The sequence below is a fragment of the Vibrio vulnificus CMCP6 genome (assembly GCF_000039765.1).
In the GTDB taxonomy this organism is placed as follows: domain Bacteria; phylum Pseudomonadota; class Gammaproteobacteria; order Enterobacterales; family Vibrionaceae; genus Vibrio; species Vibrio vulnificus_B.
Map to the genome: position 1 here is coordinate 788,212 of NC_004459.3, position 13,755 is coordinate 801,966.

Here is a 13,755-nt window from a genome sequence, read left to right on the forward strand (position 1 = left end):
TAAGTAACATAGAACAGGGAATGACAAGACCATGACTAACAAATAATTCATTAAATACTTCTTATATACAACCTAAAAATATAGGCGTTTTGTGAAAAATACCCAACTATAAATGATATAGCCATTCCAACTACTCCAATCTTAGGTATAAGAATAAAAGATAATGAAATTAAAACAAATAATAATAAAAACACTGAAATAACTAAGTTTCCGTACATCCCCTTAACCTGGATCATTTCTGAGCATGGGCTTAAAAATGTTGATATAAAAGATGATAGCAACATCAATACAAGGGCAACATCTAGTCCGTCACTAGAACCCAAATCAACATACTTAACTAGATATCTAGTTGATACGAAATAGGTTACTGCAATAACGGGAATCATAAAAATAGCAACACGAAACGAGTAATAAAATATATTCCTCTCTGTGTTACCTTGCGCAAAATATGGTAAAAGGAACTTTTTTAGCGCTGTATTTATTACATTGATAGCCGTATATATTGAAAAAACAAACATCCATATTTTTATTTCACCTCCATCTATTGATAGATTACCAACTAAGCTAACTGGTATACTTGCCAGTGCGGGAAGAATTGAGAAATAAACCAATAAATATTTTTTGTTTTTTAAGAATGCTCGTTTGTTCTCTACACAACTTTCTAGAACTTTATTTCCAGAACAAGAAAACAAATTTACCAATGCATAAGAAGCAAAAAATGAAGTCAACCATAGAATATGACTATCTTTACCTTCATATAAATATAGAACTGCATTTACGAGAACAATGTAAATTCCAGTTCTCGCTAAACTAAAGCGTAAGAATTTTTTCGTATCTAATTCTTTTTGATAAAAGGTGCGCTCTAACTCATATTTAACTATTATGTACGAACATGTATAAACAAATATTAATTGTTCCAGGTTCAAAGAAAAAACAAAACATGCCAAAGTCACTGTAAGGCATAAAAGATATTTTTGACTCTTAATTGCGCTTAAAATATCATTTTCACTTTTAGAAAGAATAATAATTCTATTAGTAAGTCCAGATACTATACTTGCAGAAAACAAGCAAGACGTAGTTAAGATTGTAAATGTTAAATACTGTTGATTACTAAGATGCTTTATCGCTAGTAAACCAACAAACATCGTTATGGCTTGTGGCACTCCTAGCGAAATTACAAACAAAATGATCTTTTTCATTTAAATTTCACTCCCCTAAAAAGAGGAGTGCCTATTATCTCAACCCCATACACCCTTTGTATCGACTACGATTCCATTGCTAGGTATATCTGATACTTTAAAGTTAGTATGATCAACCAGCATCACATGGATGCTAGCTTCAAGTTTTGCAAAATCTAAACTAGTTAATTCTACATTTTCTAATTTTTTAGGTACTACATCTATATTTGGCTCGATTGCTATAACTCTTCCATTATGCATTTCAGCAATTTTTTGTGTTATTGCCATTGCTGGACTTTCACGTAAGTCATCAATATCTGGTTTAAATGCTAAACCATAGCATGCAATAGTCACATCTTTAGCGGTTTTGTCTGGGTTGGCTTGTAAAAAGTCTGCAATTGCTAATTTTACTTTGTTAATCACCCACTGCGGTTTGCTATCATTGACTTTGCGTGCCGTATGAATAATTTGTGCTTCTTCTGGTGTTTTTGACACAATAAACCAAGGGTCAACAGCAATACAGTGACCGCCTACACCTGGGCCAGGCTGGAGAATGTTGACACGAGGATGGCGGTTTGCCAGAGCGATTAGCTCCCATACGTTGATGTCTAGCTTGTCACAAATAATAGATAGTTCATTGGCAAAGGCAATTTGTACATCGCGAGAGCTATTTTCGGTAAGTTTCGCCATTTCCGCGGTACGCGCGTTGGTTACTACGCATTCACCTTGAACAAAAGTTTTATAGAGTTCAACCGCACGCGCCGAACACTTAGCTGTTAAACCACCAATTACTCGGTCGTTTTCAACTAGCTCACGAACTACATGGCCAGGCAAAACGCGCTCGGGGCAATGGGCAATGTTCACATCCGCGTCTTCACCGTGGGCTTGCGGGAAGGTAAGATCTGAACGAGCTTCAGCGAGCCAAGCTGCCATTTGCTCGGTTGCACCAACGGGTGAGGTCGATTCTAGAATCACCAAGTCACCTTTTTTCAGTACAGGGGCAATCGCTTTACTAGCTGCTTCAATGTAAGAAAGATCAGGTGCTGGGATTTCGCCCTCTGCACAAGGTAAAAATGGTGTTGGCACGGCAATCAAAAAGGCATCGGCCGCTTCTGGTGTAGTGGTTGCTTTTAAGTAGCCGCCGCTGACTGCAGCATGCACCATCATATCGAGATCTGGCTCTACAATATGAATCTTACCTTGATTAATGGTATCAACAGCGTGTTGGTTAACATCCACACCAATCACTTTCTTTTTACGCGATGCAAACATCGCCGCTGTAGGTAAACCAATGTAGCCTAAGCCGATTACTGAAATGGTTTCAAAAGACATTTTTGTGAGTCCTAATGTTATTTTATAAATTTAGTTCTAGGTTCTAGGTTCTAGGTTCTAGGTTCTAGGTTCTAGGTTCTAGGTTCTAGGTTCTAGGTTCTAGGTTCTAGGTTCTAGGTTCTAGGTTCTAGGTTCTAGGTTCTAGGTTCTAGGTTCTAGGTTCTAGGTTCTAGGAGATAGTTTAATAGTTACTTGCACAGAGAATCGAGAATTCTTTGGCACGCTTTACCATCACCGTATGGGTTATGGGCAAAGCTCATTGCTTGATAGGCTTCGCTATCGCTAAGCAAGGTGTTTAGGTTGGAGACGATTTTTTCCACATCTGTTCCCACCAGTTTAACTGTCCCTGCAGCAACCGCTTCGGGGCGTTCGGTTGTGTCGCGCATCACTAACACGGGCTTGCCAAGGGATGGCGCTTCTTCTTGAATACCACCGGAATCGGTGAGAATAATGTTCGCTCGGTCCATTAAGTAGATAAAGGGCAAGTATTGTTGCGGCTCAATCAGCAGCACATTTTCCACGCTACCTAGAATACGATTAACCGGTTCACGCACGTTAGGGTTTAAATGCATAGGGTAGAGAATTTGCACCTCAGGGTGCTGTTTTGCGGTTTGGGCTAGTGCTTCACAAATACGCTCAAAACCACCGCCAAAGCTTTCTCGTCGATGGCCAGTCACCAAGATGAGCTTTTTGTTTTCATCTAAGTAAGGGAACTGTGCGGCTAAGGTTGCTTTTAGATCAGCATCTTGCTCAATTTTCTCTTTCACCATTAGCAGCGCATCAATTACCGTATTGCCAGTGACGAAAATATTCTCTTCTGAGTAATTCTCTTGCAGCAAATTTTGCTGCGAGGTTTCTGTTGGAGCAAAATGGTATTTGGTTAACGCACCGGTGAGCTTGCGGTTAGCTTCCTCTGGCCAGGGTGAATAGATGTTGCCTGTGCGCAGGCCTGCTTCAACATGCCCAACAGCAATTTGCTCATAATAGGCTGCTAAGCTGGCGGCAAACGTTGTAGCAGTGTCGCCGTGAACGAGTACGACATCGGGTTTAAATTCCTGCAAAACAGGTTTTAACTCTAACAAAATTCGCGCCGTCACTTCATTGAGCGTTTGACCTGCTTTCATCAGGTTTAGATCATAGTCCGGAGTAATTTCAAACAACTCTAAAACTTGATCGAGCATTTCACGGTGTTGAGCCGTTACACAACATTTTGCTTCGAAACGTTCATCCGCCGCTAAAGCATGCACTAATGGCGCCATTTTTATTGCTTCTGGACGTGTTCCAAAAACCGTGAGAACTTTCTTCTTTGACATATAACTAACCAACAATAATTTAGATACAAAATTCTGGAGATACTGAGGAGATAACAGCCGAATAGCAGTTCTCCCCGGTTAATTTAAGCTTTATTACTCTCACCATAGCTATAGTTGTAGTAACCGTAGCCATAAGATGAAGAAGCTTTTTTCTCTATCGCGTTTAGAATCACGCCTTTTACTTCGATGCCCGCTTGCTCAAAGCGGCTACGTGCCACATCGATCTCTTTCACCGTGTTTTGACCAAAACGAGCGACCATTAATGTGGTGCCCGCAATTGCACCCACTATGCTTGGATCAGTTACTGCGAGTACTGGTGGTGTATCAATGATAACTAAGTCGTAGTGTTCACTTGCCCAATCGACGAGTTCTTTAAAACGAGGGTGCATTAGCAGCTCTGAAGGGTTTGGTGGCACTTGGCCGCGGGTAATGATGTCCAAGTTCTCGACTTTGGCAGATTGCACTGCGACGTCTCTTGTTACTTTCCCGCTGAGCAGATCCGATAGGCCATTTTCCCAATTCAAACCAAAGCACTGCTGCAAGTAGCCTTTGCGCATATCTGCATCAATCAGCAATACTTTTTGCCCTGTTTTTGCTGCTACCGCAGCAAAGTTGGTGGAGACAAACGACTTACCAATGCCAGGCGCTGGGCCTGAGATCATCAATACGTTGTTTTTTGCTTCCATCATCGCAAAGTGTAAGCTGGTGCGAAGGCCACGCAACGCCTCAATGGAAAGATCGGCTGGGTTACTTTCCGCCAGTAGCGTCAAATCTGTATTGCGCTTCTTGCGAGCAAGCTTATTGGCAAGCTCTAGCTGTAGGTTCGATTTAGGAACACTTGCATACACAGAAAGGCCAATCTGTTCAATTTCATCTGGGGTTTCTACACCGCGATGAAGTGCGGCTTTAACCAGAACCAAAGCCACACTGAGCATGCCACCTAACAGAGTCGCAAGCACTACGATCAGAGGTTTCTTCGGTTTGACCGGTTTTGCGTAACTTTGCGCTTCATCGAGAATACGCACGTTACCTACGGTACCTGCTTTGATGATGCTGAGTTCTTGGACTTTGTTCAGTAACTGAATGTAGATCTGTTGGTTAACTTCTACATCACGCGTCATGCGCAGCACTTCACGCTGTGTTTTAGGCAGTTTTTGCACCTGCTGGTTTAAGCGCTCGCGCTCTTTAAGTAGCGTTTCTCGCTTATCGAGTAGAGAACGGTATGCAGGATGGTCTTTGGTAAAACGTTGGCTGATTTCACTTTCTTTGAAGGTCAGCTCGTTTAGCTGTGCTTCCAGTTTAACCATCACATCCAGAGTCGATTTGGCTTCTAAGCCTAAGTCGATCGACTCATTGTCTTGACGGAATCGATTCAGTGTATCTTCTGCCGTTGTAAGGCTGTTTTTGATGTCTGGTAAATGGCCTTTTAAGAAAGTTAAGCTTTTTTCCGCTTCCGCCGAATTTCGCTCAACGTTTTGTAAGAAGTAGGTTTGGCTAATATGGTTGAGAATTTCACTGATTTGCTTACGGTTTTCACCTTCAAAACTCAGCATTAAAATGCCCGTTTGCTTACCACGCTCACTGATCGCTAAGTTCTTTTTCAGCCACTCAATCGCCTCTAGGCGGCTCTGTTGCGATAGAGAAAACTCTTGCTCATTGTGGGAACGTAATTCCGTAACAAACAGCTCGTAACCGTCATTTTTTGCTAGCTCTCCCGCAACACCTTGCAGCACCACTTGCTCATCACCACGTACTAATTGATACGTTTTCTTCTCTGAATCCAGCACCACTAAGGTATGCTTCATCTCTTGCGCGTATTCTGGCACTGCATAACGGCTGATTTCGATTTGGTTTACCTTTCCAGCGATGCGAGCCAACCCCTTACCAATGACAGGCAAGTATTTTGACTCTGCTACTGTGGTCAAATTGAACTTATCTACCGTGTCACCCAAAATCATTCGCGATTTGATGATTTCGATTTCCGTTGTAGCAGAAGATTCTTGTGAGAATAACTCCCCCATATCTCCACCAACTAAAGAGCCTATCCCACCTTTGCTTTTTTCTTCGATTTGCAATAAAGCATCCGCTTTATAGATAGGTGTTGAAAGTAGCGCAACCGCGACTCCACCAACCGCAAATAAGAAGGTTGTTACTAGGATGATCCATTTTGCATCCAAAAGAATGCCAAGCAGCTTGCCTAAATCGATTTCGTCAGACGAGTTATCAACGGAAGATCGGTTTTGTGGTGTTGTCATTGTCTCGTTCATTTCCGGGTTGGTGGATTTATGATTTGTTTGTTGGAAAAACGGTCCTGTGGTCCTGTGGTCCTGTGGTCCTGTGGTCCTGTGGTCCTGTGGTCCTGTGGTCCTGTGGTCCTGTGGTCCTGTGGTCCTGTGGTCCTGTGGTCCTGTGGTCCTGTGGTCAAGGCTAAAAGCATTGCAAAGGAATACAAGCGTCTAGGTCAGTTTTTCCTTTTATTACAATTTCTTTGCCCAGGCTTGTGCGGCTTCGTCAATCAACTGATAAGCGTGCACGAAGGCTTCTTTGCTTTGACGGTACGGATCGGGGATATCTTTTTGCCCGATCCATTGGCCGAATAGCATAGTTTTTCCGCGAGCTTCTGGGGCGATTTGTGTTAATGCTTCCATATGGCCTTTTTCCATGACTAGGATCAGATCATATTGGCTACACAGCGCAGAGGTAAGTTGCTGTGATTGATGGTTTTCTACATCAACACCATTCTCTTTTGCCACTTCTATCGCCATTGCATCGGCTGGCTTACCAATTAAACGGCTTTTCTCTGCTGCAATACCGGCAGAAGCAACGGTTTTATTCGGAAGTAGTTTTTGTAGCACACGCTCACCAGTTGGAGAGCGGCAAATGTTACCGACACAAACGACTAAGATTTTGTTAAACATGAGTAATGCCTATTGAATTATTGGTCCTGTGGTCCTGTGGTCCTGTGGTCCTGTGGTCCTGTGGTCCTGTGGTCCTGTGGTCCTGTGGTCCTGTGGTCCTGTGGTCCTGTGGTCCTGTGGTCCTGTGGTCCTGTGGTCCTGTGGTCCTGTGGTCCTGTGGTCCTGTGGTCCTGTGGTCCTGTGGTCCTGTGGTCCTGTGGTCCTGTGGTCCTGTGGTCCTGTGGTCCTGTGGTCCTGTAAAACAGGAGAGCAACAGCCACACCAATTATGTCAAGTGTTATCGTACCGTGCCTTTGCGAATTTTGATCAACTTCGCCAGCATGACAGAAATATGTTTAGCTTCTTGAACGAATACCATTCCCTGCTCTTTGCTGAGGTAACCCAGCTCTATCGCGATGTAGAGTTGAGTAATCATTTCTCCACAAGAGCCCTTAGCAATATATAAGAATCGCGCTGATTCTTTGGCCGTTTCCCTTTCCTCACCTTCTGAAATATTGGAAGGGATGGAAAGGGAACTTCGCGTTATCTGATCAACCAATGCATAGTTTTTACAGCGATGAAGGGCTTTGACGATATCAACAGAAAGTCTTGAACTCTTTTTCCATACTTCAAGCCTCTCAAATCCCAAAACCCTCATCAACCATCCTTGCTTACACGAGACTTATCCAATCCATTAGCCCCTAGGACCCAAGGGCCATAGGACCGCTTTTAAATTATCTTACGGCCACGTTTTAACGCGTAGAGCACCTTCAGTTAGGTTGTTGAAGCCGTTGATCGTTGGTAATAACTGACCAATTACACGGTTCCAGCGAGAGATCGGTGCGGCGGTCACATAAACGATATCGTATGGTTTTAGATCGAATTCTGTGCCAATCACTAGTGCAGAGGCATCTTTAATATTGAGCTGATAGATGTCCGCCATGCGTTCAGATTTGTTGTCTGACGTACGGATAACGAACACACCAGTTGCATCTGCTGAGAGCTCGTTGATGCCGCCGACACTGCTGAGTGCTTCCGTCAGGCTCATGCCTGAACGATCCATTTTAAGCAGTTTGGGATCTTTCACTTCTCCCATTACAAACACTTTTTGGCTGTCGTTGCGTGGCACGTGGATGATATCGCCCGGCTCTAATAAACGGTTTTGCGTTAAATCACCGCGCTGCATAAGCGCGTAAAGAGAAATAGCTTGCTCTTCACCGTTGCGAGTAAGCGTCACGTTGCGCCAATCGGCATCTTCCGCTAGACCACCAGCACGGTTAACCGCATCAAGAATGGTTAAAGGGATATTGGTGATGGCTTGTTGGCCTGGATTTTCAACTTCACCAGTAATGTAAGCTTTTTTAGAGCGGAACGCGGCAACGTTGACATCGACCTGTGGGCTTTCAATAAATTTCGCAAGACGTTTAGCGATATCGGCGCGGATCTCACGCACGGTTTTATCTGCCACTTCTACAGTGCCAATGTAAGGATAGAAAATGGTGCCATCTGCATGCACCCAGTTACCTGCTTCAGATGCACTACGGTAAGAGCCTGCGGGAATCGTCAGTTCAGGGTGATCCCAAATGGTAACGTTAAGAATGTCGCCAGGGCCCACTTTGTATTCATAGCGTGCGATCTGCACATCAAGTTCTGGGTTTGCGCGAGAAGCAAAATGCTGCGCTTTGGCGTATTCCGTGACCGATTGAGCGTTTAGCGGATACAGATTAACCACCTCAGAAAGGTTACTTTCTTGGCTGCTATCGTTCACTTCAACAAGGTTTTTATTATCGGTGGATAGATGTGAGCCGGGTACAGTACAACCGGCAAGCAAGGCAGGCGCTAGCATCGCTAGCAGAAGTTTTGTTTTTAGTTCCATGTAAGCCAAATCGTCTAAATTAAGAGTGTTTACAGCACTCTTGAATGAGCAAAGGTTCGATTGAACACCATTTCTTTCTAACGCTTTTGAAAGCATAGGTATTCAACATAGTTAAAGGCGTTTTCCTTAACCGCATTTAACTATACTTTATAGCCTAGCTCCCACACTGACTGCGATTTTAAGCAGCTTCGCACAACATTCTACGCTAACTGAACGTAAGAAAATGTAAGAACCCGTTAAAAGTGTGGTTTTCCACCCATATTTGTGGCTTTTTTGACACGCTACCGCCCTTTGGTAAGCACGCAAAACCACATAGCGCTGGGACAATTTGCTGCGCAATAGCTCTAATAATGGCTTGCTGCAACAAAGTACTGACGTTTTATGACACCACTGAGTATTGTGTCATTATTAATATTTTTTATGGGCGGTTATTATCCATATTGTGGCTTAGAGCACAATGATTTTTGCTACGCAAACGGTACTATCAATGAGATAAAAACCATAAATTCACATCGTTGCAGCTACAACTAATTGTTTACATTCCGTCCAAATTCTACCTAAAATAAACACCGGAGCTATTAAAGTTCCGACATCGATGTTTGAAAACGTATATATACAAAGGAATAATCATGAAAAAAATCGCATTAGCAGCGTTGATTGCACTAGGTGTGTCTTCTACTGCATTTGCTGCGGGTGAAGCTGCAACAGCAACTACAGCAACTAGTACAACTGCTTCTACAGGCGCAGCAGCAGGTGCAGGCGCAGGTGCAGCTGGCGCGGGTGCAGCAACAACTGCAGCAGTAGCGGCAGGTGCAGCAGTAGCGGCAACAGCGGTTGTTGTTTCTTCAAACAACACTACTGGTACTACTGGTACTACTGGTACTAACTAAGTTTTAGTGCTTTAGTCTCTAAGCCAACACTTGAAAGAGTGTTGGCTTTTTTGTTTTAGGGAAAGTGAACGTAAGTTGCTGGGATTGTTGTGTTCAACGTTAGTGATGGCGGGTGCTGACGGATGGTTCCCCGCGTCCGCGAGGATGACAAAAATAAGAAAAGAAAAAGCAGTAAGTGCAGCGGCAAAGAACAAAAAACTCAGCACACCGCCGCCGCCCCCCTAGTTGTCATTCCCGCGCATGCGGGGATCCATTCATCCACACGTGCCAGAAGCCGCGTTTAGAAATAACACTCACCGCAGCAGACAATAACTAAAGTTACACCACCAACAACACGGATAATGAAGTGCTAAAACCAAGCCACGGCGCTTGCTACACGATGGGCCCCCGCGTTCGCGAGAATGACAAAAATAAGAAAAGAAAAAGCAGAGCCAAGTTCAGCGGCAAAGAACAAAAAACTCAGCACACCGCCGCCACGCCACCAACCGTCATTCCCGTGCATACGGGGGATCCATTCATCCACACGTGCCAGAAGCCGCGTTTGGAAATGTACTCACCGCAACAGACAACAACGAAAGCGAAACCAACAACAACAATGAAGCGCGAAAAACGTGCCACGGCGCTCGCTATCCGATGGGTCCCCGCGTTCGCGAGGATGACAAAAACAAGAAAAGAAAAAGCAGAGCTAAGTTCAGCGGCAAAGAACAAAAAACTCAGCACACCGCCGCCACGCCACCAACTGTCATTCCCGCGCATGCGGGGATCCATTCATCTGCACGTGCCAGAAGCCGCGTTTGGAAATGCACTTGCCGCAACAGACAACGACGAAAGCGAAACCAGCAGCAACAATAAAGCGCTAAAACCGAGCTACAGCGCTCGCTATACGATAGCTCTCCGCGTTCGCGAGGATGACAAAAACAAGAAAAGAAAAAGCAGAGCTAAGTTCAGCGGCAAAGAATAAAAAACTCAGCACACCACCGCCACGCCCCCAACGGTCATTCCCGCGCATGCGGGGATCCATTCATCCACACGTGCCAGAAGCCGCATTTGGAAATGCACTCACCGCAACAGACAACGACGAAAGCGAAGCCAACAGCAACACAGGCAATGAAGTGCGAAAAACAAGCCACGGTGCTCGCTATACGATGGGTCCCCGCGTTCGCGAGGATGACAGTGTGAGAGAACTGATCCGCACCACCAGCAACACGAACAATAAAGCGCTAAAACCGAGCTACAGCGCTCGCTATACGATAGCTCTCCGCGTTCGCGAGGATGACAAAAACAAGAAAAGAAAAAGCAGAGCTAAGTTCAGCGGCAAAGAACAAAAAACTCAGCACACTGCCGCCACGCCCCCAACTGTCATTCCCGCGTATGCAGGGAGCCATTCATCCACACGTGCCAGAAGCCGCGTTTGGAAATGTACTCACCGCAACAGACAACAACGAAAGCGAAACCAGCAACAACACGGATAATGAAGTGCCAAAAACGAGCCACGGTGCTCGCTATCCGATGGATCCCCGCGTTCGCGAGGATGACAAAAATAAGAAAAGAAAAAGCAGAGCTAAGTTCAGCGGCAAAGAACAAAAAACTCAGCACACCGCCGCCACGCCACCAACTGTCATTCCCGCGCATGCGGGGATCCATTCATCCACACGCGCCAGATGCCGCGTTTGGAAATACACTCACCGCAACAGACAACAACGAAAGCGAAGCCAGCAGCAACACGGATAATGAAGTGCTAAAACCGAGCCACGGTGCTCGCTATACGGTGGGTCCCCGCGTTCGCGAGGATGACGGAGTGAGAGAATTGATCCGCACCACCAGCAACACGAACAATAAAGTGTTAAAACCAAGCCACAGCGCTCGCTATACGATGGGTCCCCGCGTTCGCGAGGATGACGGAGTGAGAGAATTGATCCGCACCACCAGCAACACGAACAATAAAGCGCTAAAACCGAGCTACAGCGCTCGCTATCCGATGGGCCCCCGCGTTCGCGAGGATGACAAAAATAAGAAAAGAAAAAGCAGAGCTAAGTTCAGCAGCAAAGAACAAAAAACTCAGCACACCGCCGCCACGCCCCCAACTGTCATTCCCGCGCATGCGGGGATCCATTCATCCACACGTGCCAGAAGCCGCGTTTGGAAATACACTCACCGCAACAGACAACGACGAAAGCGAAACCAGCAGCAACAATGAAGCGCGAAAAACGAGCCACGGCGCTCGCTATACGATGGGTCCCCGCGTTCGCGAGGATGACGGAAATAAGAAAAGAAAAAGCAGAGCTAAGTTCAGCGGCAAAGAACAAAAGACTCAGCACACCGCCGCCACGCCCTCAACCGTCATTCCCGTGCATACGGGGATAAATTCATCCATACATGCCAGAAGCCGCGTTTGGAAACGCACTCACCGCAACAGACAACGACAAAGCGAAACCAACCACAACACGGATAATGAAGTGCCAAAACCGAGCCACAGTGCTCGCTATACGATGGGTCCCCGCGTTCGCGAGGATGACAAAAATAAGAAAAGAAAAAGCAGAGCTAAGTTCAGCGGCAAAGAACAAAAAAACTCAGCACACCGCCGCCACGCCACCAACTGTCATTCCCGCGCCAATAAGGATGGCAAGACAGAGGCTTCACTTGACGATTGTTTAATCTCTCCTTTTCTCATTACGCCTTCCATAGTACCCTTGAACACTATTTTTTATTGATGGATTCCTACCAACAACAAGGTTGTTAGTCGATGATAAATCTCCCTTTTCAGCAGGCTATTTTGCCTCGTTTTCTTATGCGTAGTGCAGCCGTAGCCAGTTTGATTCTCCTTTCCGGTTGTGTGCAACGTTTCGATGACATGAGCACCACGCTACATGAAGCGTTCTTTGGCGCAGAAGACATTACCCAAACCTCTCAGCAGGTGTTAGCACTTCCCTACGCCAGTACTTATATGCGAATTAATGACGGCCAGCGCATTTTCATGGTGCTCGGCTACGCTGAGAAAAACCCAGACAACAATCAACTACAGCTAAAATGGGTTTCTTCAGACGGCGGGATGATTGTGACGGAAAACGGCCGAGTGGTTAAAACGCTTAATCTTCCTTATGGAAATCTTATACGTAGAGAGGTGGATTTAACGCACTCTCAACAAGCAAAATCTTGGCAAGCCAACCTTCAATGGCAAAGCCAGTATGATTGGAAGACACAAGGCTCCGATAGCAATAAAGGGAAGCATTACGGGTATCTTGGCGATGTGACGCTCACGCAAATGGGGAGTGAAGAGGCTATTTCCGCTATTTGGCAGCAAACGTTAACCATTTGGCAAGAGAACATCTTCTTCCCTCAATTAGATACCACGGTGCAAAACCAATACTGGGTTAATGACAGTGGTCAAGTAATGAAGAGCATTCAATATCTTGGGCCTGAAATGACGCGCATTGAATTCGAGATCTTGAAACCGTTTGCGGAGGCTGCACAATGAAAAATGGCTTTTCCTTTGTCACTCTGTTGAGTGGAATTGTGGCGTCTGCATTGACTCTTTCACCTAGCGCTGTAGCTAGTTCACAAGAGAGCAATATTCAGCAAGCCACTCAAGTGGTATTGCTCAATCACGATTTACAACTCAACTACCCACAACCGGTTCGTCTTGAGCAAGTGCTCTTGGATGCCCAGCAGCAAAATCGCCAACAAAATGGCTCGTCGAATGCACAAGCATTAAGTTTTCATGAAGGCTTCCAGCTGTTTAATCTTAACAAACAAGCCGAGACGGATGCACTGCTACAGCACGTTCGCCAGCAACTTATTGAACTCGCTAAAGATGAAGATTATCGCCAGGCCAGCCAGCTTTTACTAACGCTACTGGAAAAACATCAATACGGTTATCGCGAAAATATTAATTTGGATATTGATGCGGTTCGTTTGAAAGCGGATCTCAACCCTGCCCTACCGGGTCACTATGCCTTGAAACAAGCCTCACGCGAGAACAAGGTGCTTTTATTAGGATTAATTGACCAAAAAACAGTGCCTTTTTCTGCAGATCTCGACGTAGCAGATTACATTGCCACTAGCACATTGAATAACAATGGCAATAAAAGCGAGGCATGGGTGATCGCGCCAAATGGCAACAGTAGCAAAGTGGGTTATAGCTACTGGAATAATCAGCATATGTCCGTGCTACCTGGCTCTACGATTTTCATTGGCTTTAACTCCAGTAATGATGAGCTTCAGGCGCTAGAGAGCGACATCGTCAAACTATTAGGGATGATCAAAGGTTAA

The 13,755-nt window shown here is 45.2% G+C and carries 13 protein-coding genes; 6 read left to right on the forward strand and 7 right to left on the reverse strand.

Annotated features, from left to right (window positions below; genetic code table 11):
- Positions 1–50: 50 nt before the first annotated feature.
- The 7 genes from VV1_RS03765 to VV1_RS03795 form a co-directional block, all read right to left on the reverse strand.
- The gene (locus VV1_RS03765; RefSeq protein ID WP_011078848.1) at positions 51–1,199 is read right to left on the reverse strand and encodes a polysaccharide biosynthesis protein; all 1,149 of its coding nucleotides are present in this window, start codon (positions 1,197–1,199) and stop codon (positions 51–53) included.
- A 39-nt stretch (positions 1,200–1,238) separates the two neighbouring features.
- Complete coding sequence (wecC, locus tag VV1_RS03770; RefSeq protein WP_011078849.1) at positions 1,239–2,510, reverse strand: UDP-N-acetyl-D-mannosamine dehydrogenase; 1,272 nt, start codon at positions 2,508–2,510, stop codon at positions 1,239–1,241.
- A gap of 188 nt (positions 2,511–2,698) precedes the next feature.
- Positions 2,699–3,823 (reverse strand): non-hydrolyzing UDP-N-acetylglucosamine 2-epimerase, encoded by a 1,125-nt coding sequence (gene wecB / locus VV1_RS03775; RefSeq protein WP_043920918.1) that lies wholly within the window; start codon positions 3,821–3,823, stop codon positions 2,699–2,701.
- Positions 3,824–3,906: 83 nt separating this feature from the next.
- On the reverse strand, positions 3,907–6,090 hold the full coding sequence (locus VV1_RS03780) for a polysaccharide biosynthesis tyrosine autokinase (protein ID WP_011078851.1): 2,184 nt from the start codon (positions 6,088–6,090) through the stop codon (positions 3,907–3,909).
- A gap of 210 nt (positions 6,091–6,300) precedes the next feature.
- Complete coding sequence (locus VV1_RS03785; RefSeq protein WP_011078853.1) at positions 6,301–6,741, reverse strand: low molecular weight protein-tyrosine-phosphatase; 441 nt, start codon at positions 6,739–6,741, stop codon at positions 6,301–6,303.
- Positions 6,742–7,018: 277 nt separating this feature from the next.
- The gene (locus VV1_RS03790) at positions 7,019–7,378 is read right to left on the reverse strand and encodes a four helix bundle protein (RefSeq protein WP_038964895.1); all 360 of its coding nucleotides are present in this window, start codon (positions 7,376–7,378) and stop codon (positions 7,019–7,021) included.
- Positions 7,379–7,459: 81 nt separating this feature from the next.
- Entirely contained in the window at positions 7,460–8,596 is a 1,137-nt protein-coding gene (locus VV1_RS03795; RefSeq protein WP_011078856.1) for a polysaccharide export protein, read from the reverse strand.
- 629 nt (positions 8,597–9,225) lie between these two features.
- Here VV1_RS03795 and VV1_RS03800 point away from each other — a divergent pair.
- The 6 genes from VV1_RS03800 to VV1_RS03830 all read left to right on the forward strand — a co-directional run bounded on the left by VV1_RS03800 (position 9,226) and on the right by VV1_RS03830 (position 13,755).
- A complete protein-coding gene (locus VV1_RS03800; protein WP_011078857.1) occupies positions 9,226–9,486 on the forward strand; it encodes a hypothetical protein in 261 nt (86 codons plus the stop codon).
- Positions 9,487–9,832: 346 nt separating this feature from the next.
- Entirely contained in the window at positions 9,833–10,447 is a 615-nt protein-coding gene (locus tag VV1_RS25520) for a hypothetical protein (protein ID WP_425086440.1), read from the forward strand.
- A 311-nt stretch (positions 10,448–10,758) separates the two neighbouring features.
- Positions 10,759–11,217, forward strand: a complete 459-nt coding sequence (locus tag VV1_RS25065) for a hypothetical protein (protein WP_243742144.1) — start codon at positions 10,759–10,761, stop codon at positions 11,215–11,217.
- Positions 11,218–11,486: 269 nt separating this feature from the next.
- The gene (locus tag VV1_RS25070) at positions 11,487–12,197 is read left to right on the forward strand and encodes a hypothetical protein (RefSeq protein WP_243742143.1); all 711 of its coding nucleotides are present in this window, start codon (positions 11,487–11,489) and stop codon (positions 12,195–12,197) included.
- A 32-nt stretch (positions 12,198–12,229) separates the two neighbouring features.
- The gene (locus tag VV1_RS03825; RefSeq protein ID WP_011078863.1) at positions 12,230–12,961 is read left to right on the forward strand and encodes a YjbF family lipoprotein; all 732 of its coding nucleotides are present in this window, start codon (positions 12,230–12,232) and stop codon (positions 12,959–12,961) included.
- On the forward strand, positions 12,958–13,755 hold the full coding sequence (locus tag VV1_RS03830; protein ID WP_011078864.1) for a capsule biosynthesis GfcC family protein: 798 nt from the start codon (positions 12,958–12,960) through the stop codon (positions 13,753–13,755). The genes VV1_RS03825 and VV1_RS03830 overlap by 4 nt, the downstream gene beginning before the upstream one ends.

Bases quoted from the DNA above. Each gene is read 5' to 3' on its own strand.
- VV1_RS03800 (WP_011078857.1), top strand. From the start codon at position 9,226: ATGAAAAAAATCGCATTAGCAGCGTTGATTGCACTAGGTGTGTCTTCT.
- VV1_RS03795 (WP_011078856.1), bottom strand. From the start codon at position 8,596: ATGGAACTAAAAACAAAACTTCTGCTAGCGATGCTAGCGCCTGCCTTG.
- VV1_RS03825 (WP_011078863.1), top strand. From the start codon at position 12,230: ATGATAAATCTCCCTTTTCAGCAGGCTATTTTGCCTCGTTTTCTTATG.
- wecB (WP_043920918.1), bottom strand. From the start codon at position 3,823: ATGTCAAAGAAGAAAGTTCTCACGGTTTTTGGAACACGTCCAGAAGCA.
- VV1_RS03790 (WP_038964895.1), bottom strand. From the start codon at position 7,378: ATGAGGGTTTTGGGATTTGAGAGGCTTGAAGTATGGAAAAAGAGTTCA.
- VV1_RS03765 (WP_011078848.1), bottom strand. From the start codon at position 1,199: ATGAAAAAGATCATTTTGTTTGTAATTTCGCTAGGAGTGCCACAAGCC.
- VV1_RS03785 (WP_011078853.1), bottom strand. From the start codon at position 6,741: ATGTTTAACAAAATCTTAGTCGTTTGTGTCGGTAACATTTGCCGCTCT.
- wecC (WP_011078849.1), bottom strand. From the start codon at position 2,510: ATGTCTTTTGAAACCATTTCAGTAATCGGCTTAGGCTACATTGGTTTA.
- VV1_RS03830 (WP_011078864.1), top strand. From the start codon at position 12,958: ATGAAAAATGGCTTTTCCTTTGTCACTCTGTTGAGTGGAATTGTGGCG.
- VV1_RS03780 (WP_011078851.1), bottom strand. From the start codon at position 6,090: ATGAACGAGACAATGACAACACCACAAAACCGATCTTCCGTTGATAAC.
- VV1_RS25070 (WP_243742143.1), top strand. From the start codon at position 11,487: ATGACAAAAATAAGAAAAGAAAAAGCAGAGCTAAGTTCAGCAGCAAAG.
- VV1_RS25065 (WP_243742144.1), top strand. From the start codon at position 10,759: ATGACAAAAACAAGAAAAGAAAAAGCAGAGCTAAGTTCAGCGGCAAAG.